This is a genomic window from Streptomyces sp. NPDC004327 (genome assembly GCF_042873935.1).
In the GTDB taxonomy this organism is placed as follows: Bacteria; Actinomycetota; Actinomycetes; order Streptomycetales; family Streptomycetaceae; genus Streptomyces.
This window is the reverse complement of sequence record NZ_JBIAME010000009.1, coordinates 18,141-43,384: the sequence shown is the minus strand read 5'-3', so window position 1 is coordinate 43,384 and position 25,244 is coordinate 18,141. Positions and strand designations below refer to the sequence as shown.

24 protein-coding genes are annotated in these 25,244 nt (G+C 70.3%); 21 read left to right on the top strand and 3 right to left on the bottom strand.

Annotated elements, in window-relative coordinates:
• Positions 1-241 precede the first annotated feature (241 nt).
• The 21 genes from thrB to ACFYU9_RS28360 all read left to right on the top strand — a co-directional run bounded on the left by thrB (position 242) and on the right by ACFYU9_RS28360 (position 21,215).
• Positions 242-1,159: a homoserine kinase gene (gene thrB / locus ACFYU9_RS28460; protein ID WP_389208561.1), complete on the top strand. Its 918-nt coding sequence runs from the start codon at positions 242-244 to the stop codon at positions 1,157-1,159.
• A 424-nt stretch (positions 1,160-1,583) separates the two neighbouring features.
• Positions 1,584-3,614 carry a transcription termination factor Rho gene (gene rho, locus ACFYU9_RS28455; RefSeq protein WP_389346529.1) on the top strand — a complete coding sequence of 677 codons (2,031 nt, stop codon included), beginning with the start codon at positions 1,584-1,586 and terminating at the stop codon, positions 3,612-3,614.
• Positions 3,615-3,846: 232 nt separating this feature from the next.
• Positions 3,847-4,941 (top strand): LCP family protein, encoded by a 1,095-nt coding sequence (locus ACFYU9_RS28450; RefSeq protein ID WP_389208565.1) that lies wholly within the window; start codon positions 3,847-3,849, stop codon positions 4,939-4,941.
• 155 nt (positions 4,942-5,096) lie between these two features.
• On the top strand, positions 5,097-5,315 hold the full coding sequence (gene rpmE / locus ACFYU9_RS28445) for a 50S ribosomal protein L31 (RefSeq protein ID WP_046909139.1): 219 nt from the start codon (positions 5,097-5,099) through the stop codon (positions 5,313-5,315).
• 115 nt (positions 5,316-5,430) lie between these two features.
• Positions 5,431-6,507 (top strand): peptide chain release factor 1, encoded by a 1,077-nt coding sequence (gene prfA / locus ACFYU9_RS28440; RefSeq protein ID WP_389208567.1) that lies wholly within the window; start codon positions 5,431-5,433, stop codon positions 6,505-6,507.
• Between the two features lie 38 nt (positions 6,508-6,545).
• Positions 6,546-7,391 (top strand): peptide chain release factor N(5)-glutamine methyltransferase, encoded by an 846-nt coding sequence (gene prmC / locus ACFYU9_RS28435; protein WP_389208569.1) that lies wholly within the window; start codon positions 6,546-6,548, stop codon positions 7,389-7,391.
• A 40-nt stretch (positions 7,392-7,431) separates the two neighbouring features.
• Positions 7,432-8,079 carry an L-threonylcarbamoyladenylate synthase gene (locus ACFYU9_RS28430; RefSeq protein WP_389208571.1) on the top strand — a complete coding sequence of 216 codons (648 nt, stop codon included), beginning with the start codon at positions 7,432-7,434 and terminating at the stop codon, positions 8,077-8,079.
• Positions 8,076-8,729 carry a protein-tyrosine-phosphatase gene (locus ACFYU9_RS28425; protein ID WP_389208573.1) on the top strand — a complete coding sequence of 218 codons (654 nt, stop codon included), beginning with the start codon at positions 8,076-8,078 and terminating at the stop codon, positions 8,727-8,729. Before ACFYU9_RS28430 ends, ACFYU9_RS28425 begins: the two co-directional genes overlap by 4 nt.
• Before the next feature lie 270 nt (positions 8,730-8,999).
• Positions 9,000-10,289, top strand: coding sequence for a serine hydroxymethyltransferase (gene glyA, locus ACFYU9_RS28420; protein WP_389208575.1), 1,290 nt, complete (start codon positions 9,000-9,002; stop codon positions 10,287-10,289).
• A 107-nt stretch (positions 10,290-10,396) separates the two neighbouring features.
• Positions 10,397-11,743, top strand: a complete 1,347-nt coding sequence (locus ACFYU9_RS28415; RefSeq protein WP_389208577.1) for an MraY family glycosyltransferase — start codon at positions 10,397-10,399, stop codon at positions 11,741-11,743.
• A 263-nt stretch (positions 11,744-12,006) separates the two neighbouring features.
• Complete coding sequence (locus ACFYU9_RS28410) at positions 12,007-12,420, top strand: hypothetical protein (RefSeq protein ID WP_389208579.1); 414 nt, start codon at positions 12,007-12,009, stop codon at positions 12,418-12,420.
• A 225-nt stretch (positions 12,421-12,645) separates the two neighbouring features.
• Positions 12,646-13,455 (top strand): F0F1 ATP synthase subunit A, encoded by an 810-nt coding sequence (atpB, locus tag ACFYU9_RS28405; RefSeq protein WP_389208581.1) that lies wholly within the window; start codon positions 12,646-12,648, stop codon positions 13,453-13,455.
• An 89-nt stretch (positions 13,456-13,544) separates the two neighbouring features.
• On the top strand, positions 13,545-13,778 hold the full coding sequence (gene atpE, locus ACFYU9_RS28400; RefSeq protein WP_010474382.1) for an ATP synthase F0 subunit C: 234 nt from the start codon (positions 13,545-13,547) through the stop codon (positions 13,776-13,778).
• A gap of 41 nt (positions 13,779-13,819) precedes the next feature.
• Complete coding sequence (locus ACFYU9_RS28395; RefSeq protein ID WP_389208583.1) at positions 13,820-14,365, top strand: F0F1 ATP synthase subunit B; 546 nt, start codon at positions 13,820-13,822, stop codon at positions 14,363-14,365.
• The gene (locus ACFYU9_RS28390; RefSeq protein ID WP_389208585.1) at positions 14,362-15,177 is read left to right on the top strand and encodes a F0F1 ATP synthase subunit delta; all 816 of its coding nucleotides are present in this window, start codon (positions 14,362-14,364) and stop codon (positions 15,175-15,177) included. The genes ACFYU9_RS28395 and ACFYU9_RS28390 overlap by 4 nt, the downstream gene beginning before the upstream one ends.
• 129 nt (positions 15,178-15,306) lie before the next feature.
• On the top strand, positions 15,307-16,902 hold the full coding sequence (atpA, locus tag ACFYU9_RS28385; protein WP_389208587.1) for a F0F1 ATP synthase subunit alpha: 1,596 nt from the start codon (positions 15,307-15,309) through the stop codon (positions 16,900-16,902).
• A 20-nt stretch (positions 16,903-16,922) separates the two neighbouring features.
• Positions 16,923-17,840: a F0F1 ATP synthase subunit gamma gene (locus ACFYU9_RS28380; protein WP_389208589.1), complete on the top strand. Its 918-nt coding sequence runs from the start codon at positions 16,923-16,925 to the stop codon at positions 17,838-17,840.
• Positions 17,840-19,282, top strand: coding sequence for a F0F1 ATP synthase subunit beta (gene atpD, locus ACFYU9_RS28375; RefSeq protein WP_365755241.1), 1,443 nt, complete (start codon positions 17,840-17,842; stop codon positions 19,280-19,282). Before ACFYU9_RS28380 ends, atpD begins: the two co-directional genes overlap by 1 nt.
• 198 nt (positions 19,283-19,480) lie before the next feature.
• Positions 19,481-19,855 (top strand): F0F1 ATP synthase subunit epsilon, encoded by a 375-nt coding sequence (locus ACFYU9_RS28370; protein WP_389208591.1) that lies wholly within the window; start codon positions 19,481-19,483, stop codon positions 19,853-19,855.
• Positions 19,856-20,001: 146 nt separating this feature from the next.
• Complete coding sequence (locus ACFYU9_RS28365) at positions 20,002-20,448, top strand: DUF2550 domain-containing protein (RefSeq protein WP_389346767.1); 447 nt, start codon at positions 20,002-20,004, stop codon at positions 20,446-20,448.
• A gap of 68 nt (positions 20,449-20,516) precedes the next feature.
• Positions 20,517-21,215 (top strand): 4'-phosphopantetheinyl transferase family protein, encoded by a 699-nt coding sequence (locus ACFYU9_RS28360; protein WP_389346526.1) that lies wholly within the window; start codon positions 20,517-20,519, stop codon positions 21,213-21,215.
• Here ACFYU9_RS28360 and ACFYU9_RS28355 read toward each other — a convergent pair.
• The 3 genes from ACFYU9_RS28355 to ACFYU9_RS28345 all read right to left on the bottom strand — a co-directional run bounded on the left by ACFYU9_RS28355 (position 21,212) and on the right by ACFYU9_RS28345 (position 25,134).
• Positions 21,212-23,062 carry a glycosyl hydrolase family 18 protein gene (locus ACFYU9_RS28355; RefSeq protein WP_389208597.1) on the bottom strand — a complete coding sequence of 617 codons (1,851 nt, stop codon included), beginning with the start codon at positions 23,060-23,062 and terminating at the stop codon, positions 21,212-21,214. The genes ACFYU9_RS28360 and ACFYU9_RS28355 overlap by 4 nt on opposite strands.
• A gap of 123 nt (positions 23,063-23,185) precedes the next feature.
• Positions 23,186-23,917 carry a response regulator gene (locus ACFYU9_RS28350; RefSeq protein ID WP_389208599.1) on the bottom strand — a complete coding sequence of 244 codons (732 nt, stop codon included), beginning with the start codon at positions 23,915-23,917 and terminating at the stop codon, positions 23,186-23,188.
• A complete protein-coding gene (locus tag ACFYU9_RS28345) occupies positions 23,914-25,134 on the bottom strand; it encodes a sensor histidine kinase (protein WP_389208600.1) in 1,221 nt (406 codons plus the stop codon). The genes ACFYU9_RS28350 and ACFYU9_RS28345 overlap by 4 nt, the downstream gene beginning before the upstream one ends.
• Positions 25,135-25,244 lie beyond the last annotated feature (110 nt).

Here is a 25,244-nt window from a genome sequence, read left to right as displayed (position 1 = left end):
TGAGCCGGGGTAAAACCCGATCAGGAACTCACACAGATGCACAGGTTGGCGCGCGACACGCATCGTGCGCCTCCTGTGCGCCCTATGTCGCCACAGAACCTTCCTTCGATAGGCTGTGCCGAACCCGCCCCGCCGCGTGTGTGCGGTGTTGTCGCCGTCGTCGCCCGTGAGGCGCGAACGGCCGCCGGGTTCCGACGTACTTCCTTCGAGTCACCCCGCACGTCAAGGAGATCATCGAGCGATGGCCGGTCCAGCGTTCCGCGCCGCCGCCGTACGGGTGCGCGTCCCCGCCACCAGCGCCAACCTCGGCCCGGGCTTCGACGCCTTCGGCCTGTCGCTGGGCCTCTACGACGACGTGGTCGTCCGGGTCGCCGACTCCGGGCTGCACGTCGACATCGCCGGCGAGGGCGCCGACAACCTGCCGCGCGACGAGAGCCACCTGCTCGTACGTTCCCTGCGCACGGCCTTCGACCTGCTCGGCGGACAGCCGCGCGGTCTCGAGGTCGTCTGCGCCAACCGCATCCCGCACGGCCGCGGCCTCGGCTCCTCCTCCGCCGCCATCTGCGCCGGCATCGTCGCCGCCCGCGCCGTGACCATAGGCGGCGACGCCCGCCTCGACGAGGCCGGCCTGCTCGAACTCGCCACCGAGATCGAGGGCCACCCCGACAACGTCGCCGCCTGTCTGCTCGGCGGCTTCACGCTCGCCTGGACCGAGTCCGGCGCCGCGCGGGCGATCAGGATGGATCCCCACGATTCCATCGTTCCGGTGGTTTTCGTCCCCGGAAAGCCCGTACTGACCGAGACCGCCCGCGGCCTGCTCCCGCGCAACGTCCCGCACGTGGACGCCGCGGCCAACGCCGGCCGGGCCGCCCTCCTCGTCGAGGCCCTGACCCGCCGCCCCGAGCTGCTGCTCGCGGCCACCGAGGACCGGCTGCACCAGGAGTACCGGGCCCCCGCGATGCCCGAGAGCATCGCCCTCGTGAACCGGCTGCGGGCGGACGGTGTGCCCGCGGTCATCTCCGGCGCGGGCCCCACGGTGCTCGCGCTGGCGGAGCCGGGCACGGCCGACAAGGTCGCCCTGCTCGCGGGCGAGGGCTGGGCCGCGAACCGGCTCGACCTCGACACCTCGGGCGCGAGCGTCCTGCCGCTCGCGCCCTGACGGGCCCACCGCACGGTCCTTCCGAGCCGGGGGCCGTGCGGACACGTGATTGCCGGTGACGGAGAGGGGGAATGTTTGTTGGAGCCGGTAGTGTTAACCTCAAGTCTGCACCCGACGTCTTTCAGGTGCGGTGCTGAGTGTCCCCATCAGGGACCACCCATTCTTCCGGGAGCCTCCTCCACTGCCTGAGCAGCCTGCCTGAGCAGTTTCGAGCACGCTCCGGAACCGGCACGACACCCCTCGCTCTTCTTCTTGGTGAGGGCCGAGCAGGGGGCGCTCGGGCCGGACCACAGCACGTTTCTCTCTTCCGCCGCACCCGGCGGGACCACCGCCCCGGCACGGCCCACCAAGCAGGGCCGATGTCGGACAGCACAACCGGTCGCCGAGCCAGATGGCCGACGTCCGCTCCAGGGAAGGACCCTTCGTGAGCGACACCACCGATCTGATGGGCGTGACTGCCGACAACAGTGTCGACACCGCCGCGCCCGCCGCAGGTGCTGCCACTGGCACCACCGCACGGCGCCGCCGCTCCGGCACCGGCCTCGAGGGCATGGTCCTGGCCGAGCTGCAGCAGGTCGCGTCCGGCCTCGGCATCAGGGGCACCGCGCGGATGCGCAAGGGCCAGCTGATCGAGGTCATCAAGGAGGCGCAGGCCGGGGGCTCCGGTGCCGCCGCGTCCGCCAAGTCCGCCGACGCCGCCGAGACCAAGCCGAAGCGCCGCGCCACCTCCAAGGCCCGCACGGGCGAGACCGCCGCCGAGGCGGCGCCGAAGGCCGAGAAGGCCGAGCCGGCGCCCCAGCAGCAGATCGAGATCCCGGGCCAGCCGGCCTCCGACGACGCCCCCGCGGGCGAGCGCCGCCGTCGCCGCGCCACCGCCCCCGCCGGTTCGCCGGAGGGCGCCGAGGCCGGCCAGGCCGTCAAGACCGAGGCCCGTACGGAGGCCAAGGCCGAGACGAAGACCGAGGCGCAGCCGCAGGCCGACGCCAAGGCCGAGGCCGCCGTCGACGGTGCCGAGGGCCGTGGCCGCCGCGACCGCGGTGAGCGTGGCGAGCGCGGTGACCGCCGCGACCGCCGTGACCGCCAGGACCGTCAGCGCGACCGCAAGGGCGACGAGCAGCAGGGCGCCGGCCAGGGCGGCCAGCGTCAGCGCCAGGGCGGCCAGCAGGGCCAGCAGGGCGGCCAGCCGGCCGGTCCGCAGGACGACGACGACTTCGAGGGCGGCCGGCGCGGCCGTCGCGGGCGCTACCGCGACCGTCGTGGCCGTCGCGGCCGTGACGAGTTCGCGGGTGGCGCCGGCGAGCCGCAGGTCTCCGACGACGACGTGCTGATCCCCGTCGCGGGCATCCTCGACATCCTCGACAACTACGCGTTCATCCGCACCTCCGGCTACCTGCCCGGCCCGAACGACGTGTACGTCTCCCTCGCCCAGGTCCGCAAGAGCGGTCTGCGCAAGGGTGACCACGTCACCGGTGCCGTGCGCCAGCCGAAGGAGGGCGAGCGCCGCGAGAAGTTCAACGCGCTGGTGCGCCTCGACTCGGTCAACGGCATGGCGCCGGAGTCCGGCCGCGGCCGCCCCGAGTTCAACAAGCTCACGCCGCTCTACCCGCAGGACCGGCTCCGTCTGGAGACCGACCCGGGCGTGCTGACCACGCGGATCATCGACCTCGTGTCGCCGATCGGCAAGGGCCAGCGCGGTCTGATCGTGGCCCCGCCGAAGACCGGCAAGACCATGATCATGCAGGCGATCGCCAACGCGATCACCCACAACAACCCCGAGTGCCACCTGATGGTCGTCCTGGTCGACGAGCGTCCGGAAGAGGTCACCGACATGCAGCGGTCGGTCAAGGGCGAGGTCATCTCCTCGACCTTCGACCGCCCGGCCGAGGACCACACCACGGTCGCCGAGCTGGCCATCGAGCGCGCCAAGCGCCTCGTGGAGCTGGGGCACGACGTGGTCGTCCTGCTCGACTCCATCACCCGCCTGGGCCGCGCGTACAACCTCGCGGCGCCCGCCTCCGGCCGCATCCTGTCCGGTGGTGTCGACTCGACCGCGCTCTACCCGCCGAAGCGCTTCTTCGGTGCCGCGCGCAACATCGAGGACGGCGGCTCGCTGACCATCCTGGCCACCGCGCTGGTCGACACCGGCTCGCGCATGGACGAGGTGATCTTCGAGGAGTTCAAGGGCACCGGCAACATGGAGCTCAAGCTCGACCGCAAGCTCGCCGACAAGCGCATCTTCCCGGCCGTCGACGTCGACGCCTCGGGTACGCGCAAGGAGGAGATCCTGCTCGGCAGCGACGAGCTCGCGATCACCTGGAAGCTGCGTCGCGTGCTGCACGCGCTCGACCAGCAGCAGGCGATCGAGCTGCTGCTCGACAAGCTCAAGCAGACGAAGTCGAACGGCGAGTTCCTGCTGCAGATCCAGAAGACCACGCCCGGCGGCAACAACGACTGATGCCGGCGGCGTCACGCACACGCTGACGCCGAGAGGTCCGTCACAGGAAGATCCGGGGCCCCCGGCCCCGTAATCTCGCCGTGACCTGCGCAAACGACCGCGCCCACCGAGCCAGCTCGGTGGGCGCGGTCGTTTGCGTGATGATCACTCACCGAAACCTCACAGGCTCGTATGCAACCCTTTCGGGTGGTTCGCCGTCACACAAGGTGAATCATTGGGCTGAGGGAAGACGATGAGCGAGCAGAAGACGAAGGGCCGAATACGGGCCGGCGGAGGCCGCCGCCGCAAGCCGCCCGCCAAGGGGCGCCGCGCCGCGGTCGTCGCCGCCTGGGGCGCCGCCGCGGTCGTCCTCGTCGGCGGCTCCGGGCTCGGCTACGTGTACTTCAAGCTGAACGGCAACCTCAAGGGCGTCGACATCAACGGGCAGCTCGGCAAGGACCGGCCCGACAACGTCGACAACGGATCGATGGACATCCTGGTCCTCGGCTCCGACTCGCGCTCCGGCGCCAACGGCGAGTACGGCCACGACGAGGGCGCCGCCCGCTCCGACACCGCGATGGTCGTGCACGTCTACGAGGGCCACAAGAAGGCGTCCGTGGTCTCCATCCCGCGCGACACCCTCATCGACCGCCCGCGCTGCACCGACGCCAAGGGCGACACCGTCGCCGGCGAGCACCGGGCCATGTTCAACACGGCGTACGAGGTCGGCGGGCCGGCCTGCGCCGTGAAGACCGTCGAGTCGATGTCCGGCATCCGCATGGACCACTACATCGAGGTCGACTTCACCGGCTTCAAGAAGCTCATCGACAAGCTCGGCGGCGTCGAGATCACCACGACGAAGCCCATCAAGGACGCCAAGAGCCACCTCGACCTCGCCCCGGGCACGCACACCCTGGACGGCGAGCAGTCCCTCGGCCTCGTCCGCACCCGCAAGAGCGTCGGCGACGGCAGCGACCTCGGCCGCATCCAGCTCCAGCAGGCGTTCATGAAGGCCTTCATCGAGCAGGTGAAGGGCGTCGGCGTCTTCTCCAACCCGAAGAAGCTCTTCGACGTCGCCGACACCGCCACCAAGGCCATCACGCCCGACTCCGAACTCGACAGCGCGAGCGCGCTGATGGGCTTCGCGAAGGGCCTGTCCGGGCTCGGCGCCAAGGACGTCCACATGGTGACCATGCCCGTCCGCTACGACCCGGTGGACCCCAACCGCGTGGTGCCCCTGGAGAAGCAGGCGCGGCAGGTCTGGGCTGCCCTGAAGGCCGACCGGCCGATCCCCGCGTCGGCCACCGCGGACGCGGCCACCGGCAAGGCCGGGGGCCTGGTCAGGTAGCCCGCGGCCGGCCCGCGGCACCGCCAGGAATAGTTCCGCACCGACCCCGGTTTTGGGAGATGCGGCCGGTCCTGGCAGACTGGTACGTCGGCCCCGGTTCACGCATGTGCATCCCGCACGGGCGACCCGGAGCCCTCCCGAAACTAGGAGACACCTTGAAGCGCGAGATCCACCCCGAGTACGTCGAGACCCAGGTCAGCTGCACCTGTGGCGCGTCGTTCACCACCCGTAGCACCCTGACCGAGGGCACCATCCGTGCCGAGGTCTGCTCCGAGTGCCACCCGTTCTACACGGGCAAGCAGAAGATCCTCGACACCGGCGGCCGCGTCGCCCGCTTCGAGGCCCGCTTCGGCAAGGCTGCGGCCAAGAAGTAGCACGTCACTGCGCCGGTCCTGGGTCGCTCCCGCACGGGGGCACCGGACCGGCGCTTTGCCGTCCCCGCAGTATTTCCCGCAGCAGCCCTTCACGAATTCACCCCAGGAGCACCCGATGTTCGAAGCGGTCGAGGAACTGGTCGGCGAGCACGCCGACCTCGAGAAGAAGCTCGCCGACCCTTCGGTCCACTCCGACCAGGCGAACGCGCGCAAGCTCAACAAGCGTTACGCGGAGCTGACCCCGATCATCGGCACGTACAAGGCGTGGAAGCAGTCGGCGGACGACATCGAGACGGCCAAGGAGCTGGCCGCCGACGACCCCGACTTCGCCGCCGAGGTCAAGGAGCTGGAGAAGCAGCGCGAGGAGCTCACCGAGAAGCTCCGCCTGCTGCTCGTTCCGCGCGACCCCAGCGACGACAAGGACGTCATCCTGGAGATCAAGGCCGGCGCCGGCGGCGACGAGTCCGCCCTGTTCGCCGGGGACCTGCTGCGCATGTACCTCCGCTACGCCGAGCGCGTGGGCTGGAAGACCGAGATCATCGACGCCACCGAGTCCGAGCTCGGCGGCTACAAGGACGTCCAGGTCGCCGTGAAGACCAAGGGCGGCAACGGGGCCACCGAGCCCGGCCAGGGCGTCTGGGCGCGACTGAAGTACGAGGGCGGAGTGCACCGCGTGCAGCGCGTGCCCGCCACCGAGTCGCAGGGCCGCATCCACACCTCCGCGGCCGGCGTGCTCGTCACGCCCGAGGCCGAGGAGGTCGAGGTCGAGATCCACGCCAACGACCTGCGCATCGACGTCTACCGCTCGTCCGGCCCCGGCGGCCAGTCCGTCAACACGACCGACTCCGCCGTCCGCATCACGCACCTGCCGACCGGCATCGTCGCCTCCTGCCAGAACGAGAAGAGCCAGCTCCAGAACAAGGAGCAGGCCATGCGCATCCTCCGCTCCCGGCTGCTCGCCGCCGCGCAGGAGAAGGCCGAGGCCGAGGCCGCGGACGCGCGCCGCAGCCAGGTCCGCACCGTCGACCGCTCCGAGAAGATCCGGACGTACAACTTCCCGGAGAACCGCATCTCGGACCACCGCGTCGGTTTCAAGGCGTACAACCTCGACCAGGTGCTCGACGGCGAGCTCGACCCGGTCATCCAGGCGTGCGTCGACGCGGATTCCGCCGCGAAGCTCGCAGCAGCGTAAGACCTTGTAAAGCCCCACCCGCACCACGGAGGACCAGCGTGAACCTGCTGCTTGCCGAGGTGGCCCAGGCCACCCAGCGGCTGGCCGACGCCGGCGTTCCCTCACCGCGTTTCGACGCCGAGGAGCTCGCCGCGTTCGTGCACGGCGTCAAGCGGGGGGAGCTGCACAACGTCAAGGACGCGGACTTCGACGCCCGCTACTGGGAGGCCGTCGCCCGCCGCGAGGCGCGCGAGCCGCTCCAGCACATCACCGGCCGCGCGTTCTTCCGCTACCTGGAGCTCCAGGTCGGCCCCGGCGTCTTCGTGCCCCGCCCCGAGACCGAGTCGGTCGTCGGCTGGGCCATAGACGCCGTACGGGCCATGGACGTCGTCGAACCGCTCATCGTCGACCTGTGCACCGGCTCCGGCGCCATCGCGCTCGCCATGGCCCAGGAGGTGCCGCGCTCGCGCGTGCACGCCGTCGAGCTGTCCGACGACGCGCTCGTGTGGACCCGGAAGAACGCCGAGGGCTCGCGCGTCACCGTGCACCAGGGCGACGCGCTCACCGCGCTGCCGGAACTGAACGGCCAGGTCGACCTCGTCATCTCCAACCCGCCGTACATCCCGCTCACCGAGTGGGAGTACGTGGCGCCCGAGGCCCGCGACCACGACCCCGAGATGGCGCTGTTCTCCGGCGAGGACGGCCTCGACACCATCCGCGGCATCGAGCGCACCGCGCACCGGCTGCTGCGGCCCGGCGGGCTCGTCGTCATCGAGCACGCCGACACGCAGGGCGGCCAGGTGCCGTGGATCTTCAACGAGGAGGCCGGCTGGGCGGACGCCGCCGACCACCCCGACCTGAACAACCGGCCGCGCTTCGCGACCGCCCGCAAGGCGACCCCATGACCAGCCAGACGCATGACGTGTACGAGGAGGAGCGGGACTGATGGCTCGGCGATACGACTGCAACGAGGCGACGGACCGTGCGACGGGTCTGCGCGAGGCCGCGTCCGCCGTGCGCCGCGGCGAGCTGGTCGTGCTGCCCACCGACACCGTGTACGGGATCGGGGCGGACGCCTTCAGCTCGGAGGCCGTCGCGGACCTCCTGGCCGCCAAGGGCCGGGGCCGCAACATGCCCACGCCCGTGCTCATCGGCTCCCCGAACACCCTGCACGGCCTGGTCACGGACTTCTCCGAGGCCGCCTGGGAGCTCGTCGACGCCTTCTGGCCCGGCGCGCTGACCCTGGTCGCCAAGCACCAGCCGTCGCTCCAGTGGGACCTCGGCGACACCCGCGGCACCGTCGCGATCCGGATGCCGCTGCACCCGGTCGCGATCGAGCTGCTCACCGAGGTCGGCCCGATGGCCGTCTCCTCGGCGAACCTCACCGGCCACCCGTCGCCCGAGGACTGCGACGCCGCGCAGGGCATGCTCGGCGACTCCGTCTCCGTCTACCTGGACGGCGGCCCGACGCCCGGCATCGTGCCGTCCTCCATCGTCGACGTCACGGGCAAGGTGCCGGTGCTGCTGCGCCAGGGCGCGCTGTCCCCGGAGGAGCTCCGGAAGGTGGTACCCGACCTCGAGGTGGCGAATTGACCGCCCCTGAGGGGCGTGGCATAGCGGGGCACGAGTACGACAGCAGTACCTTCCGCATCCTCCACGTCAGCACCGGCAACGTCTGCCGCTCGCCGATCACCGAGCGGCTGACCCGCCATGCCCTCGTCGACCGGCTCGGCGACCCCAGGAGCGGCGGCCTGATCGTGGAGAGCGCGGGCACCTGGGGCCACGAGGGCGCCCCGATGGAGGCCAACGCCGAACTCGTCCTCGCCGACTTCGGCGCGGACCACACCGGCTTCGCGGGCCGCGAGCTCCTCGACGAGCACGTCATCCGCGCCGACCTGGTCCTCACCGCGACCCGCGACCACCGCGCGCAGGTCATCTCGATGGGCCACTCCGCGGGCCTGCGCACCTTCACCCTGAAGGAGTTCACCCGCCTCGTCCGCGCCATAGACCCCACGACCCTCCCGGACCCCCTCGGCGACCACGGCACCGTCGACCGCGCCCGCGCCCTGGTCCGCGCGGCCGCCGCTCTACGCGGGTGGCTCCTGGCCCCGTCGGCGGAGGCGGACGAGGTGAACGACCCGTACGGGGCGCCGATCACGTTCTTCCGCTCGATCGGCGACGAGATCAACCAGGCTCTCGACCCGGTGGTGACGGCGCTGACGGGCGTTCCGGCGAAGCGCTGACGCCGCGGCGTCGCTTGTTCGGCGCGCACGATCGCCGGCCGGAGGCCGGCGCAGCGGCACGAAGCCTGGGAGGCCCCTTGGGGCCGAGCAGTGCGAGTGGTGCGTCGGGGTGGGTGCTCAACCAGGCTCTCGACCCGGTGGTGACGGCGCTGACGGGCGTTCCGGCGCGTCGGTAGGGGGCTCCGGCACGGGTGGGTCACTGGGGGCGCGGGGCGGCTCAGGCGTGCCTACAGTGGATTTCTAGGCCCCGCTCACGCCCGGAGTGCCCCCATGCCCGCCACCGCTCCACCAGAAGCCGCGCACGAAGCCGTGCGCCATGCCGCCTACGAAGCCGAGCAGCAGCTCGACGTGCTGCGCCGCCAGGATCCCGAGGTCGCCGACGTGCTGCTCGGGGAGGCGCGGCGGCAGGGGGACAGTCTGCAGCTGATCGCCGCGGAGAACTTCACGTCGCCGGCGGTGCTCGCCGCGCTCGGCTCGCCGCTCGCCAACAAGTACGCGGAGGGGTATCCGGGGGCGCGGCACCACGGGGGCTGCGAGTACGCGGACGCGGTCGAGCGGATCGCGGTCGACCGGGCGAAGTCGCTGTTCGGGGCCGAGCACGCGAACGTACAGGCGCATTCGGGGTCGTCGGCGGTGCTCGCCGCGTACGCCGCGCTGCTGCGGCCCGGGGACACGGTCCTGGCGATGGGGCTCGCGTACGGCGGTCACCTCACGCACGGCTCACCGGCGAACTTCTCGGGCCGCTGGTTCGACTTCGTGCCGTACGGGCTCGACGCCGAGACCGGGCTCGTCGACTACGAGCAGGTGGCCGCGCTGGCCCGGCACCACCGGCCGAAGGCGATCGTCTGCGGGTCGATCTCCTATCCGCGGCACCTCGACTACGCCGTCTTCCGGGCCATCGCCGACGAGGTCGGCGCCTATCTGATCGCCGACGCCGCCCACCCGCTGGGCCTGATCGCCGGCGGCGCGGCGCCGAGCCCCGTGCCGTACGCGGACATCGTCTGCGGCACCACGCACAAGGTGCTGCGCGGCCCGCGCGGCGGGCTCGTGCTGTGCGGCGAGGAGCTGGCGGCGCGGGTGGACCGGGCGGTGTTCCCGTTCACGCAGGGCGGCGCGCAGATGCACACCATCGCGGCCAAGGCGGTGGCCTTCGGGGAGGCGTCGACGCCGGCCTTCACCACCTACGCGCATCAGGTGGTCGAGCACGCCCGGGTGCTCGCCGCCGCGCTCGCCGCCGAGGGTTTCGCGGTGACCACGGGCGGCACGGACACCCATCTGATCACCGCCGACCCCTCGCCGTTCGGCGTCGACGGCCGCACGGCGCGGGCCCGGCTCGCCGCCGCCGGCATGGTGCTCGACACCTGCGCGCTGCCGTACGGGGACGGTCGCGGGATCCGGCTCGGCACGGCCGCGGTGACGACGCAGGGCATGGGGGCGCCGGAGATGGCGAGAATTGCCGGACTGTTCACCACGGCGTTGCGTGATGACGCGCGGGAAACGGCCAGGGTACGCGCGGAAGTACGCGACCTTGCCGGGCGATTTCCCCCGTATGGCAGGTAACGCGCGCCCCGCCGGAACCGTTCGGGACCCCCGGGTGTCCTCGACCATGGGGACGGCCCGGCTAGTGTGTGGGGCTGAGATGGCCAGCGATTCCTGTGGGGCAGCCCGTGCGTGATTACCTGCTGACGCTCTGTGTCACGGCCGCGGTGACCTATCTGCTGACCGGTCCGGTGCGGAAGTTCGCCATCGCGACCGGGGCGATGCCGGAGATCCGCGCCCGCGACGTACACCGAGAACCGACTCCGCGGCTCGGTGGCATCGCCATGTTCTTCGGGCTGTGCGCGGGCCTGCTGGTCGCCGACCACCTGCAGAACCTCAACAGCGTCTTCGAGCTGTCGAACGAGCCGCGCGCGCTGCTCTCCGGCGCCGCCCTGATCTGGCTGATCGGCGTCCTCGACGACAAGTTCGAGCTGGACGCGCTGATCAAGCTCGGCGCGCAGATGATCGCCGCCGGCGTGATGGTCATGCAGGGTCTGACGATCCTGTGGCTGCCGATCCCGGGTGTCGGCACGGTCGCGCTGACCCAGTGGCAGGGCACCCTGCTGACCGTCGCCCTGGTCGTGCTCACGATCAACGCGGTGAACTTCGTCGACGGGCTCGACGGCCTGGCCGCGGGCATGGTGTGCATCGCCGCCGCCGCGTTCTTCCTCTACGCGTACCGGATCTGGTTCAGCTACGGCATCGAGGCGGCCGCCCCCGCGACCCTCTTCGCCGCCATCCTGATGGGCATGTGCCTGGGCTTCCTGCCGCACAACATGCATCCGGCGCGGATCTTCATGGGCGACTCGGGCTCGATGCTGATCGGCCTGATCCTGGCCGCCTCCGCGATCTCCATCACGGGTCAGGTCGACCCGGACGCGCTGAAGATCTTCGAGGGTTCGACGAAGGCCGCGACGCACGCGGCGCTGCCGGTCTTCATCCCGCTGATGCTGCCGCTGAGCATCATCGCGATCCCGATGGCCGACCTGGTCCTCGCGATCGTGCGCCGTACGTGGAAGGGCCAGTCGCCGTTCGCGGCGGACCGCGGACACCTGCACCACCGGCTCCTGGAGATCGGGCACTCGCACAGCCGCGCGGTGCTGATCATGTACTTCTGGTCGGCGCTCATCGCCTTCGGCACGCTGGCCTACTCGGTGCACTCGACGTCGATGTGGATCGTCCTCGCCGTGGTCTTCCTGAGCGCGGTCGGTCTGGTGCTGCTCCTGCTGCCGCGGTTCTCGCCGCGTGCCCCGCGCTGGGCGGAGGCGGTCGTTCCGCCGCGCTACCGGCGCCGTGCCGGGACGCTGCCCGACGGCGTGCCCGCCGCCGAGTCGACGGAGACGGCCGAGGCGACGGAGGCAGGCGAGGAGCCGGACGACGAGCGCGAGCCGGTGCCCGCCGGAGTCAACGGCGCTACCGCCATCGGTCACCGTTCGCGCTTCACCGACCGGAGTAAGGCCGGGGCGCGGGGTTGACGAAACCCCCACGCGGGGTCAATACCAGACAAGTTGGCCCCGTGTCGTGCACACACGCGCGGGGTCACTCTCACGTGTGACAGTTGGCACACCACACGGGTAAAGACCTATTCAAATAGTTTGTGATACGGTTCACGAGACCCGGCGACAGTGCCGAAAGACCGTAGTGCGACGGTCCTTTAGGCCCCGAGACACACCTCGGACCGGGCTTACGCTCGTCCATGACGACACCATCGCCCCCTCCAGCAAGCGGAGACACCGCCATGCCGTCCAACGACGCACGCACCCTGCTGCTCACCGCAGTGCCCACCGCCGCCGCCGGCATCATCGCCACGGTCATCAGCGGTGTGGTCGGCGGGAGCAAGGGCGCGCTCGGCGCCGTCGTCGGCACCGCGCTCGTGATCCTCTTCATGGGTATCGGGCTGGTGGTGCTGCAGCGGACGGCGAAGAAGCTTCCGCAGTTGTTCCAGCCGATGCTGCTCATGCTCTACGCGGCCCAACTGCTCCTGCTCTTCATTGTCTTGGCCTTGCTGAAGGACACCACGGCGTTCGACTTCAAGGCCTTCGCCTTCACCCTGCTCGGAACCACTCTCGTGTGGGTCGCCGCACAGGCCCGGGCCTACATGAAGGCCAAGATCATGTATGTCGACCCCGACAAATCGGGGCCGAAGCCGTGAAGGGTAGGGCCGGGATAAAGCCGCGTTCGGCTTCCTGCTATCGTCCGGTGCCAACTGCGGCACTGCGGGCGCGGGCATCCGAAGCGGCGCCTGTCCCAGCGCGAGGCTCGATGCCGAACCGCCGCCCCCTTATCCGTAAGACCAGTCCAGTGCCGAACCGCGGCTGCGTGCCGCGCCGACACAACGAGGTTGCCGTACCTATGCGCCACGCTGAAGGAGCCCGCGGTGAGTGCTGACCAGACGCTTGCCTTCGACCCGGATTGCCACATCTTCACCGGATGTGGCTTCCCGGCGCCGGGGCTGCACACGTTCATGTACGAGCCCATCTTCACCGTGGGCAGCTTCGAGTTCACCAAGCCGATGCTGCTCGCCATCCTGGGTTCGATCGTGGTCGTCGGCTTCTTCTGGGCCGCCTTCAACAAGCCGAAGCTGATCCCCGGCAAGATGCAGATGGTGGGCGAGGCCGGCTACGACTTCGTGCGCCGCGGGATCGTCTACGAGATCATCGGCAAGAAGGACGGACAGAAGTACGTCCCCTTCATGGTCTCGATGTTCTTCTTCGTGTGGATCATGAACCTGTGGTCGATCGTCCCGGTCGCCCAGTTCCCGGTCACCTCGCTGATCGCCTTCCCGGCGGCCCTCGCGCTGATCGTGTACGTCCTCTGGATCACGCTGACCTTCAAGAAGCACGGCTTCGTCGGCGGCTGGAAGAACATCGTCGGCTACGACAAGTCGCTCGGCCCGATCCTTCCCCTGGTCGTCGTTCTCGAGTTCTTCTCGAACCTGCTCATCCGGCCCTTCACGCACGCGGTCCGACTGTTCGCGAACATGTTCGCCGGTCACCTGCTCATCGTGATGTTCTCGCTGGCGACCTGGTACCTCATGAACGGCATCGGCTTCGTCTACGCCGGCGCCTCCTTCGTGATGGTCATCGTGATGACCGCCTTCGAGCTCTTCATCCAGGCCGTCCAGGCGTACGTCTTCGTCCTCCTGGCCTGCAGCTACGTCCAGGGCGCGCTCTCCGAGCACCACTGAGCCGGCCCGGCAGCAGCACCACCCCCCTTACCAACAGTCGTCCGGTGGCCAACCCCCACCGGGTCCTTGAAAGAGAAGGAAGAACCGGCATGTCCGCTCTCGAGACTCTCGCCGCCGTCAACGGAAACGTCGCCTCCATCGGCTACGGCCTCGCTGCCATCGGCCCCGGCGTCGGCGTCGGCATCATCTTCGGTAACGGCACCCAGGCCCTCGCCCGTCAGCCCGAGGCGGCCGGCCTGATCCGTACCAACCAGATCATGGGTTTCGCCTTCTGTGAGGCGCTCGCCCTCATCGGCATCGTCATGGGCTTCGTCTACAAGTAAGCCGGCCCTGACAGTCCGATTCTTTTACGGAAGGCACTGATGTGAACGCTCTGCTTCTTGCGGAAGCGGCGGAGGAGCAGCCTCCGCTCATCCCGCATCTCGACGAGCTCGTCATCGGCCTGATCGCCTTCGTCATCGTCTTCGGCTTCCTCGCCAAGAAGCTCCTCCCGAACATCAACAAGGTTCTGGACGAGCGTCGCGAGGCCATCGAGGGTGGCATCGAGAAGGCCGAGTCGGCCCAGATCGAGGCTCAGAGTGTGCTGGAGCAGTACAAGGCTCAGCTCGCCGAGGCCCGCCACGAAGCCGCACGTCTCCGCCAGGAGGCGAACGAGCAGGGCGTCGCGATCATCGAGCAGATGAAGGCGGAAGGCACGCGCCAGCGCGAGGAGATCGTCGCCGCCGGTCAGGCCCAGCTCGAGGCCGACCGCAAGGCCGCGACCGCCACGCTGCGTCAGGACGTCGGCAAGCTCGCCACCGACCTGGCGTCGAAGCTGGTCGGCGAGGCCCTCGAGGACCACGCTCGTCAGAGCCGGACCATCGACCGCTTCCTCGACGAGCTCGAGGAGAAGGCCGAGGCCGTGCGATGAACGGAGCGAGCCGCGAGGCACTGAGTGCCGCACGTGAGGCCCTCGACGCGCTGACGGACAACACGTCGGTGGACGCGGGCAAGCTCGCGGGAGAGCTGGCCGCGGTCACCGCGCTGCTCGACCGCGAGGTGTCGCTGCGTCGGGTCCTGACCGACCCGGCGCAGGCGGGCGAGGCCAAGGCCGAGCTCGCGCAGCGACTCCTGGCCGGACAGGTCGGCGGCGAGGCCGTCGACATCGTCTCGGGCATGGTGCGCTCCCGCTGGTCGCGTTCGCGCGACCTGGTGGACGGCGTGGAGGAACTGGCGAACATCGCCGACCTCACCGCCGCCCAGAAGGCGAACGGCCTCGACGACGTCGAGGACGAGCTGTTCCGCTTCGGCCGGATCGTCTCCTCCAGCACCGAGCTCCGCTCGGCGCTGACGGACAAGAAGGCCACTGCCACCGCCAAGGGCGAGCTGCTGCGCAGCCTGCTCGGCGGCAAGGTGAACGCGGTCACCGAGCGTCTCGTCGTCCGTCTGGTGACCCAGCCCCGGGGACGTAGCCTGGAAGCGGGACTCGAGTCCCTGTCCAAGCTCGCCGCGGCGCGCCGGGACCGGATGGTCGCCGTGGTCACCTCGGCGGTGCCGCTCACCGACCAGCAGAAGCAGCGTCTCGGTGCCGTGCTGGCCAAGCTGTACGGCCGCCAGATGCACCTGAACCTGGACGTGGACCCGACGGTCCTCGGCGGGATCGTGGTGCGCGTCGGTGACGAGGTCATCAACGGCACCATCGCGGAGCGCCTCGACGAGGCGACCCGCCGCCTGGCCGGCTGACCTCGGCCAGAACAGAACACGCATGACATGCGGCCCGGTTGGGCCGTGCAGAGATTGCAGAAGATTCCTGGGGGTCGCCCCCAGACCCCTAAGAAACTTCGGGCCCAACAAGGAGAGCAGGGAACCCAGATGGCGGAGCTCACGATCCGGCCGGAGGAGATCCGGGACGCACTGGAGAACTTCGTCCAGTCGTACCAGCCGGACGCGGCCTCGCGCGAGGAGGTCGGCACGGTCAGCCTGGCCGGCGACGGTATCGCGAAGGTCGAGGGTCTTCCCTCGGCCATGGCGAACGAGCTGCTGAAGTTCGAGGACGGCACCCTCGGCCTCGCGCTCAACCTGGAAGAGCGCGAGATCGGTGCGATCGTCCTCGGCGAGTTCAGCGGCATCGAGGAGGGACAGTCGGTGCAGCGCACCGGCGAGGTCCTCTCCGTCGGTGTCGGTGAGGGATACCTGGGTCGCGTCGTCGACCCGCTCGGCAACCCGATCGACGGTCTCGGCGAGATCGCGACCGAGGGCCGCCGCGCCCTCGAGCTGCAGGCCCCGGGCGTGATGGCCCGTAAGTCGGTGCACGAGCCGATGGAGACCGGCTACAAGGCCGTCGACGCCATGACGCCGGTCGGCCGTGGTCAGCGTCAGCTGATCATCGGTGACCGTCAGACCGGCAAGACCGCGCTGTGTGTCGACACGATCATCAACCAGCGCGACAACTGGCGCTCGGGCGACGTGAACAAGCAGGTCCGCTGCATCTACGTCGCCGTCGGCCAGAAGGGCTCGACCATCGCGTCCGTTCGCGGCGCCCTGGAAGAGGCCGGTGCGCTCGAGTACACGACGATCGTCGCCGCCCCGGCGTCCGACCCGGCCGGCTTCAAGTACCTGGCGCCGTACACCGGTTCCGCCATCGGCCAGCACTGGATGTACCAGGGCAAGCACGTCCTGATCGTCTTCGACGACCTGTCGAAGCAGGCCGACGCCTACCGCGCCGTGTCGCTGCTGCTGCGCCGCCCGCCGGGCCGCGAGGCGTACCCGGGTGACGTCTTCTACCTGCACTCGCGTCTCCTCGAGCGCTGCGCCAAGCTCTCGGACGAGCTGGGTGCCGGTTCGATGACCGGTCTGCCGATCGTCGAGACGAAGGCCAACGACGTCTCGGCGTTCATCCCGACCAACGTCATCTCCATCACCGACGGCCAGTGCTTCCTGGAGTCCGACCTGTTCAACGCCGGCCAGCGCCCGGCCCTGAACGTCGGTATCTCGGTCTCCCGAGTCGGTGGCTCCGCCCAGCACCCGGCCATGAAGCAGATCGCCGGCCGCCTCCGCGTGGACCTGGCCCAGTTCCGTGAGCTGGAGGCGTTCGCCGCCTTCGGTTCCGACCTGGACGCCGCGTCGAAGGCGCAGCTGGAGCGCGGTCAGCGCATGGTCGAGCTGCTGAAGCAGGCCCAGTACCAGCCGATGCCGACCGAGAACCAGGTCGTCTCCGTCTGGGCCGGCACCACCGGCAAGATGGACGACGTCCCGGTCGCCGACATCCGTCGCTTCGAGGCCGAGCTCCTGGCGTACCTGCGTCAGAGCCACTCCGGTCTCATGACCTCCATCCGCGAGGGCAAGAAGATGTCGAACGACACCCTGACGGCTGTCGCCGACGCCATCGCGGAGTTCAAGAAGCAGTTCGAGACGTCTGACGGCAAGCTGCTCGGCGACGACGCCTCCGCCGTCAACGTCTCGAAGTGACGACGGAAGGGACCTGACTCATGGGAGCGCAGCTCCGGGTCTACAAGCGTCGCATCAAATCCGTCACCGCGACGAAGAAGATCACCAAGGCGATGGAGATGATCGCCGCCTCCCGCGTCGTCAAGGCGCAGCGCAAGGTGCAGGCGTCGACCCCGTACGCGACCGAGCTCACCCGCGCGGTGACCGCGGTCGCCACGGGTGCGAACGACAAGCACGCGCTGACCACCGAGGCGGAGAACCCGACCCGCGCCGCGGTCCTGCTCCTCTCGAGCGACCGCGGTCTGGCCGGCGCCTTCAACTCCAACGCCATCAAGGCGGCGGAGCAGCTCATCAAGAAGCTGGAGGGCGAGGGCAAGGAGGTCGACATCTACGTGGTCGGCCGCCGTGGTGTCGCGCACTTCAACTTCCGTGAGCGGAAGCTGAGCGACACGTGGGTCGGCTTCACCGACGAGCCCACGTACGCGGACGCCAAGAAGATCGCGGTACCGCTGATCGAGGCGATCGAGAAGGACACGGCCGAGGGTGGCGTGGACGAGCTCCACATCATCTACACCGAGTTCGTCTCGATGATGACCCAGACGGCGATCGAGGCCCGGCTGCTGCCCCTCAGCCTCGACGAGGTGGCGAAGGAGGCCGGTCCGGCGGACACCCTGCGTCCGCTGTACGACTTCGAGCCGTCGGCGGAGGACGTCCTCGACGCCCTGCTGCCGCGCTACGTCGAGAGCCGGATCTACAACGCGCTGCTCCAGTCGGCTGCCTCCAAGCACGCCGCCACGCGCCGCGCGATGAAGTCGGCCACCGACAACGCGGGAGACTTGATCAACAACCTCTCCCGACTTGCCAACGCGGCCCGCCAGGCCGAAATCACCCAGGAAATCAGCGAGATCGTCGGTGGCACCGCAGCCCTGGCCGACGCGACCGCGGGGAGTGACAAGTAATGACGACCACTGTTGAGACGGCCGCCGCCACGGGCCGCGTCGCCCGGGTCATCGGCCCGGTCGTCGACGTGGAGTTCCCCGTCGACGCGATGCCGGAGATCTACAACGCCCTGCACGTCCAGGTCGCCGACCCGGCCGAGGAGGGCGCGCTCAAGACGCTGACCCTCGAGGTCGCGCAGCACCTGGGTGACGGCATCGTCCGCACCATCTCGATGCAGCCCACCGACGGTCTGGTCCGCCAGGCCCCCGTGGTGGACACCGGCGACGGCATCACCGTGCCCGTCGGCGACGTCACCAAGGGCCGCGTGTTCAACACGCTGGGTCAGATCCTGAACGAGCCCGAGGCCGAGTCCGAGGTCGGCGAGCGCTGGTCCATCCACCGCAAGGCCCCGGCGTTCGACCAGCTCGAGTCGAAGACCGAGATGTTCGAGACCGGCCTGAAGGTCGTCGACCTTCTCACCCCGTACGTCAAGGGTGGAAAGATCGGTCTGTTCGGTGGCGCCGGTGTCGGCAAGACCGTTCTGATCCAGGAAATGATCATGCGTGTGGCGAAGCTGCACGAGGGTGTTTCCGTGTTCGCCGGTGTCGGTGAGCGCACGCGTGAGGGCAACGACCTCATCGCGGAGATGGAGGACTCGGGCGTCCTCGACAAGACCGCCCTTGTCTTCGGCCAGATGGACGAGCCCCCGGGCACCCGTCTCCGTGTGGCCCTCGCCGGTCTGACCATGGCGGAGTACTTCCGCGATGTGCAGAAGCAGGACGTGCTGTTCTTCATCGACAACATCTTCCGCTTCACGCAGGCCGGTTCCGAGGTCTCGACCCTGCTCGGCCGTATGCCCTCCGCGGTGGGTTACCAGCCGAACCTGGCCGACGAGATGGGTCTCCTCCAGGAGCGCATCACCTCGACCCGTGGTCACTCGATCACCTCGATGCAGGCGATCTACGTCCCCGCCGACGACCTCACCGACCCGGCGCCGGCGACCACCTTCGCCCACCTCGACGCGACGACGGTTCTCTCCCGTCCGATCTCCGAGAAGGGCATCTACCCGGCCGTGGACCCGCTGGACTCCACGTCCCGGATCCTGGACCCGCGTTACATCGCGCAGGACCACTACGACGCCGCCACGCGCGTCAAGGGCATCCTGCAGAAGTACAAGGACCTCCAGGACATCATCGCGATCCTCGGTATCGACGAGCTGAGCGAGGAGGACAAGCTCGTTGTCCACCGCGCCCGCCGTGTCGAGCGCTTCCTGTCCCAGAACACCCACGCGGCGAAGCAGTTCACCGGCGTGGACGGTTCGGACGTTCCGCTCGACGAGTCGATCGCCGCGTTCAACGCGATCTGCGACGGTGAGTTCGACCACTTCCCGGAGCAGGCGTTCTTCATGTGCGGTGGTCTTGAGGACCTCAAGAACAACGCCAAGGAGCTCGGCGTCTCCTGAGCCCCGTGCTCGTGAGCGGGGGGCGGGGCTCCGTCCCGCCCCCCACTCCACGCCCCTTAGCTGCATCCCCGGGGGACAACCCCCGGACCCCCGGCAATCGCCGGGGCGAGGGCTCTGGCGCACCGGCGCCGTCCGCCCTACTAGACTTTGACCCAACACCCGGCAGCACCGCCGGGTGGTGAACCGAGGAGCCCACCCTTGGCTGCTGAGCTGCACGTCGAGCTGGTCGCCGCGGACCGGAGTGTCTGGTCCGGCGAGGCCACCCTGGTCATCGCGCGTACCACCTCCGGCGACATCGGCGTCATGCCCGGTCACCAGCCGATGCTCGGTGTGCTGGAGTCGGGCCCGGTGACCATCCGTACGAGCGAGGGCGGCACGGTCGTGGCCGCCGTCCACGGCGGTTTCATCTCGTTCGCCGACGACAAGCTGTCTCTGCTCGCGGAGATCGCCGAGCTGGCCGACGAGATCGACGCCCAGCGTGCCGAGCGCGCGCTGGAGCGCGCGAAGTCGGACGAGGACGCCGCCGCCGAGCGGCGCGCCGAGGTCCGGCTGCGCGCGGTCGCGGTCCGCTAGCGGACCGCGCCGAGAGCCCCAGCCCTCAGCCGCGGCACGGTCCGGACGATTCCGGACCGTGCCGCGGCTGAGGCGATGCAGATGCAGGTTGTGTTCGGTCAGGCCGGGTCCACCGGTCACGGGAAGCGGCGAGGAGGTCGGTGAAGATGGTCCTCGCGCTGCTGCTGTGCGGCCTGGTCGTCGCGACTCTGGTGATCGGGCTCTTCGTCTTCGGCTTGCGCCGCAGACTGATCCAGCGGGCCGGCGGCACCTTCGACTGTTCCCTGCGGTGGAACGTCCCCGAGACGCCGGACCTGTCCGGCAAGGGCTGGGTGTACGGCGTCGCCCGCTACAGCGGTGACGAGATCGCCTGGTTCCGCGTCTTCTCGTACTCCCCCCGCCCGAAGCGGATCCTGGAGCGCTCGGCCATCGAGGTCCTGGAGCGCCGGATGCCCGAGGGCGAGGAGGAGCTGGCGCTGCTGTCGGACTCCGTCATCCAGGGCTGTCTGGTCCACGGGACCCGCCTGGAGCTGGCGATGAGCGAGGACGCGCTGACCGGCTTCCTGGCCTGGCTGGAGGCCGCGCCGCCCGGCCAGCGAGTCAATGTGGCCTAGAGAGCTTTCCCGCTGGACGGGGGCACCCCCGGACGACGTCCGGAGGAGAGCCGATGTCGCCTGAGTCGATGCCCGAGATTCCTGTACGGCCCGGTGAGTGCCATGTGTGGACCGCCCGGGCCGTTTGTGTTGCCCATGATCTGGCCCTGCTGCTCGACGAGCGGGAGCGGCGGGTGTACGAGTCGCTCACCGAGGAGCGGGTGCGCGCGCAGTACGTGACCGCGCACGCGCTGCTGCGCACGGTGCTGGGCGAGGTGCTCGACCGCGATCCCGCCGCGCTCTCCTTCGCCCAGGGGCCGCACGGCAAGCCGTACCTCGCCGACGCGCCCGTGGAGTTCTCGCTGTCCCATTCGGGGGAGCTGGTCGCCGTCGCGCTGTCGCTCGGCGCCCCGGTGGGCGTGGACGTGGAACGGGTGCCGGTGCCGTCCGCCGAGCTGCCGCTGCCGGTGCTGTCGCCGGCCGAGCGCGCGGCGTACGACCTGGTGCCGGAGCCGGAGCGGGCCGCCGCGTTCACCACGTACTGGGTGCGCAAGGAGGCGGTCCTGAAGGCGACGGGGGAGGGGCTGCGGGTGGATCCCGCGCGGCTCACGGTGGCCGCCCCCGACCGGCCGGCGCGGCTGCTCGGCTGGCGGGGGCGGGTCCGGGGCCGGGGCGCCGGACAGCCGCACCCGCCGGTGCGGCTGTACGACCTGGACGCGGTGGACGGATACCGGGGGGCCGTCGCCCTGCTGGGCGGGCCCCACCGGATCGTCCCGAGAAGCCGCTAGCTCAGACCGCTGTTGATGGCGCCGACGAGCTCGCCGGTGGTGGTGTCACCGCTGAACTCCCAGAAGAACGCGCCGCCGAGGCCCTGGTTCCTGGCCCAGCTCATCTTGGAGGTGACGGTGGCGGGGGTGTCGTAGCTCCACCAGTTGGTGCCGCAGTGGGCGTAGGCGGTGCCGGCGATCGTGCCGGTGGCCGGGCAGGAGCCCTTGAGCACCTTGTAGTCCTCGATGCCCTGCTCGTACGTGCCCTGGGCCGGCCCGGTGGCGGTGCCGCCGGGGGCGTCCTGGGTGACGCCGGTCCAGCCGCGGCCGTAGAAGCCGATGCCGAGCAGCAGCTTGTTGGCCGGGACGCCCTTGGCCTTGAACTTGGCGATGGCCTCGGCGGAGTTGAAGCCCTGCTGCGGGATGCCGGGGTACGAGGTCAGCGGGGAGTGCGGGGCGGTCGGGCCCTTGGCCTCCCAGGCGCCGAAGAAGTCGTACGTCATCACGTTGAACCAGTTCATGTACGGCGCCGCGCCCGCGTAGTCGGTGGCGTCGATCTTGCCGCCGGCGGAGGCGTCGGCCGTGACGGCCGCGGTGACGATCGCGTTCTGGCCGAACTTGGCGCGCATGGCCTGGATCATGTTCTTGAACGCGGCCGGGCCGCTGGTGTCGCAGGACAGGCCGCAGGCGTTCGGGTACTCCCAGTCGAGGTCGATGCCGTCGAAGACGTCGGCCCAGCGCGGGTCCTCGACCAGGTCGTAGCAGGACTGGGCGAAGGCGGCCGGGTTCGCCGCGGCCTGGCCGAAGCCGCCGGACCAGGTCCAGCCGCCGAAGGACCAGATGACCTTGATGTTCGGGTAGGCCTTCTTCAGCTTGCGCAGCTGGTTGAAGTTGCCGCGCAGCGGCTGGTCCCAGGTGTCGGCGACGCCGTCGACGGACTGGTCGGCGGTGTAGGCCTTGTCGTAGTCGGCGTAGGAGTCGCCGATGGCGCACTTGCCGCCGGTGACGTTGCCGAAGGCGTAGTTGATGTGGGTGATCTTCGACGCGGAGCCCGAGGTCGCGATGTTCTTCACGTGGTAGTTGCGCCCGTAGACGCCCCAGTTGGTGAAGTAGCCCATCTTCACGACGTTCGGCGGCGGGGTGCCGCCACCGCCGCCCGTGGTGCGGACGGCGACCGGGCCGGCGGCGGGGCCGGTCTGGTCGGCGGTGTCGCGGGCGACGACCGTGTAGCTGTAGTCGGTGCCGGCGGTCAGGCCGGTGTCGGTGTACGTGAGGCCCGTGGTCGTGGTGACCTTGGCGCCGTCGCGCAGCACGTCGTAGTTCTTGACGCCCTTGTCGTCGGTGGCGGCGGTCCAGGTGAGCTTCGCCGAGGTGTCGGTGATGTTCGAGGCGGCCGGGGCGCCGGGGGCGGAGGGCGGGTTGTCGCCGGGCGGGGTGGTGGAGCCGTCGCAGGAGGCGCCGTTGACCTTGCAGCCGGAGGGGGCGCCGGGGCCGGCGCCGTTGTAGCCGAAGGAGACGGAGGCGCCGGGGGCGAGGGCGCCGTTCCAGCCGGCGTTCTTGGCGGTCCAGTGGTTGCCGGAGCTGGTGACGGTGGCGTCCCAGGCGGAGGTGACGGAGGTGCCGGCCGGGTAGTCCCACTCGACGGTCCACGAGGAGATCGCGGTGGTGCCGGTGTTCTTGACCGTCCAGCTGGCACCGAATCCGGTGCCCCAGTCCTGGGTCTTGGTGTACGTGGCGGTGACGGAGGTGGCGGCTTCGGCGGGGGCGGCGAGGCCGACCAGCGCGGCCAGCGGCAGGACCAGGGCGGTCAGACCGGCGGCGGCCCGGCTTCTCAACCCTGCTCTGCGCGTCGGTGCTTGAGTGCTCAACGGTGCTCCTCAAGTAGCGGACGGTCAACGTGGGGGTGGTCCGTGAGTTGCGCGCGCCCCGTGAGCGTAGAAAGGTCTGTACCAACCGTCAAGAGGTCCAGACCAACGTCGGAATCGGATCTCTCAGATTCCCAACTCCCGTGCCAGTACCGCCGCCTGGACCCGTGACCGCAGTTCCAGCTTGCCCAGCACCTTCGACACATGTGTCTTCACGGTCGCCTCCGCCATCTCCAGGCGCACCGCGATCTCCGCGTTCGACAGCCCCGAGCCGAGCGCCGCCAGCACCTCGCGCTCCCGGGGCGTCAGCACGTCGAGCACCGACGCGTCCGGTACGGCCGGCGGGCTCGGGGCCGCGAACTCGGCGATCAGCCGCCGGGTCACCGCCGGGGCGATCAGCCCCTCGCCGCGCGCCACCGTGCGCACCGCCTCCACCAGGTCCTTCGCGTCCGTGTTCTTCAGCAGGAAGCCCGCCGCGCCCGCCCGCAGCGCCCCGAACACGTACTCGTCCAGATCGAAGGTGGTGAGTACCAGGACGTCGGTGAGGCGCTCGGCGACGATCTGCCGGGTCGCCGACACCCCGTCCAGCTTCGGCATCTGCACGTCCATCAGGACCAGGTCCGGGCGCAGTTCGCGCGCCAGCTCCACCGCCCGCTCGCCGTCCGCCGCCTCGCCGACGACCTCGATGCCGGGCGCGCTGCCCAGGATCAGCACGAGCCCCGCCCGTACCGCGCTCTGGTCCTCGGCGACCACGACGCGGATCGTCCCGCCGTCGCTCGCCACGCCGTCGCTCGCCCGGCCTCCGGCCGTACGGCCGTCCGTCGTCCTGCCTCCGGTCGTCATGCGTCCGGTCGTCATGCGTCCGGTGTCCTCTCCTCGGCGGGCAGCACGGCCCGCACCTGCCAGATCCTGCCGCCGTCCCCGTCCGGGACGGCCCCCGCCGCGAACTCCCCGCCGAGCAGCGCCACCCGCTCCCGCATGCCGACCAGACCGGCCCCGGAGCCCGGCGCGCGCGGCCCCGGCCGCTCCCCGCCCCCCTGTCCGTACGGGCTGGTCACCCGCACCGTGAGGGCCTTGTCGTCACGGGACAGGAAGATGCCGACGGGGCCGGGCCCGGCGTGCTTGAGGGCGTTGGTCAGCGACTCCTGCACGATCCGGTACGCGGCCAGCTCCACCGGCGCCGGCAGCGGCTCCGCGTGCTCCGCGTGCGCGTCGTCGAGCGTGAAGTCCAGGCCGCTCGACTCCCCGTTCGTCCGGGCCTGCGCGACCAGCGCGGCCAGGCCCGAGAGCCGGGGCGCGGCGGCCGGCTCGGTGTCCGTGTCGCTGTCCCGCAGGAGCCCGATGAGCCGGCGCATCTCGGCGAGGCCGGCGACGCTGTTCTCCCGGATCACGGTCAGCGCCTGCTGCGTGGTGGCCGGCTCGTCGATCGACAGCGCGGCCGTGGAGTGGATCGCGATCGCCGAGAGGTGGTTGGCCACCATGTCGTGCAGCTCGCGGGCCATCCGGGTGCGCTCGGCGGTGACCGCCTGGGCCCGGTCCATCTCGGCGAGCAGCGCGGTCTGTTCGGCCCGCAGCCGGGCGGCGTCCGCGGCCTGCCGGTGGTTGCGCACGATGGCGCCGGTGAGCGCGGGCAGGAAGCTGACCATGCCCGAGAGGACGCCGATGAGCAGGGCGACCGCGTTCTGCCACCAGATCAGCAGGACGACGGTGATGGCGACGGTGACCAGGCCCGTGGTGTACGGGATGCGCCGGGCCGAGGCCGGCGGGCCGTACACCACCGACGCGTAGACCACGTCCGTGAACATCAGGACGGTGGCGAGGTTGCCGTGGGTCAGCTGGTCCGCGGCGATGGCCAGGGTGCCGACGATGAGCGCGATGCGCGGCAGCGTCCGGCGCAGCGCCTCCATGGCCGCCATCACCGTCAGCGGGATCAGCGGGGCCCACCGCGCGGTGAAGACGGTCTGCCCGGTCACGGACAGACCGAAGGCCCACAGGACCAGCCCGCCGGCCAGGCCGATGAAGGCGATCAGCAGGTCGTCGCGATGGGGGCGGGGGAGGGGTCGGGGCAGGCGCACCCCCTCATCCAACACGCTGCCGCCGCCCCGGACGTCCTCGCCGGGGCCGAGCCTTCGGTGTCCGCGCCTCCGCCGAAGGATGTAGGCGCGGTTCCTCACCGCCGACGAGG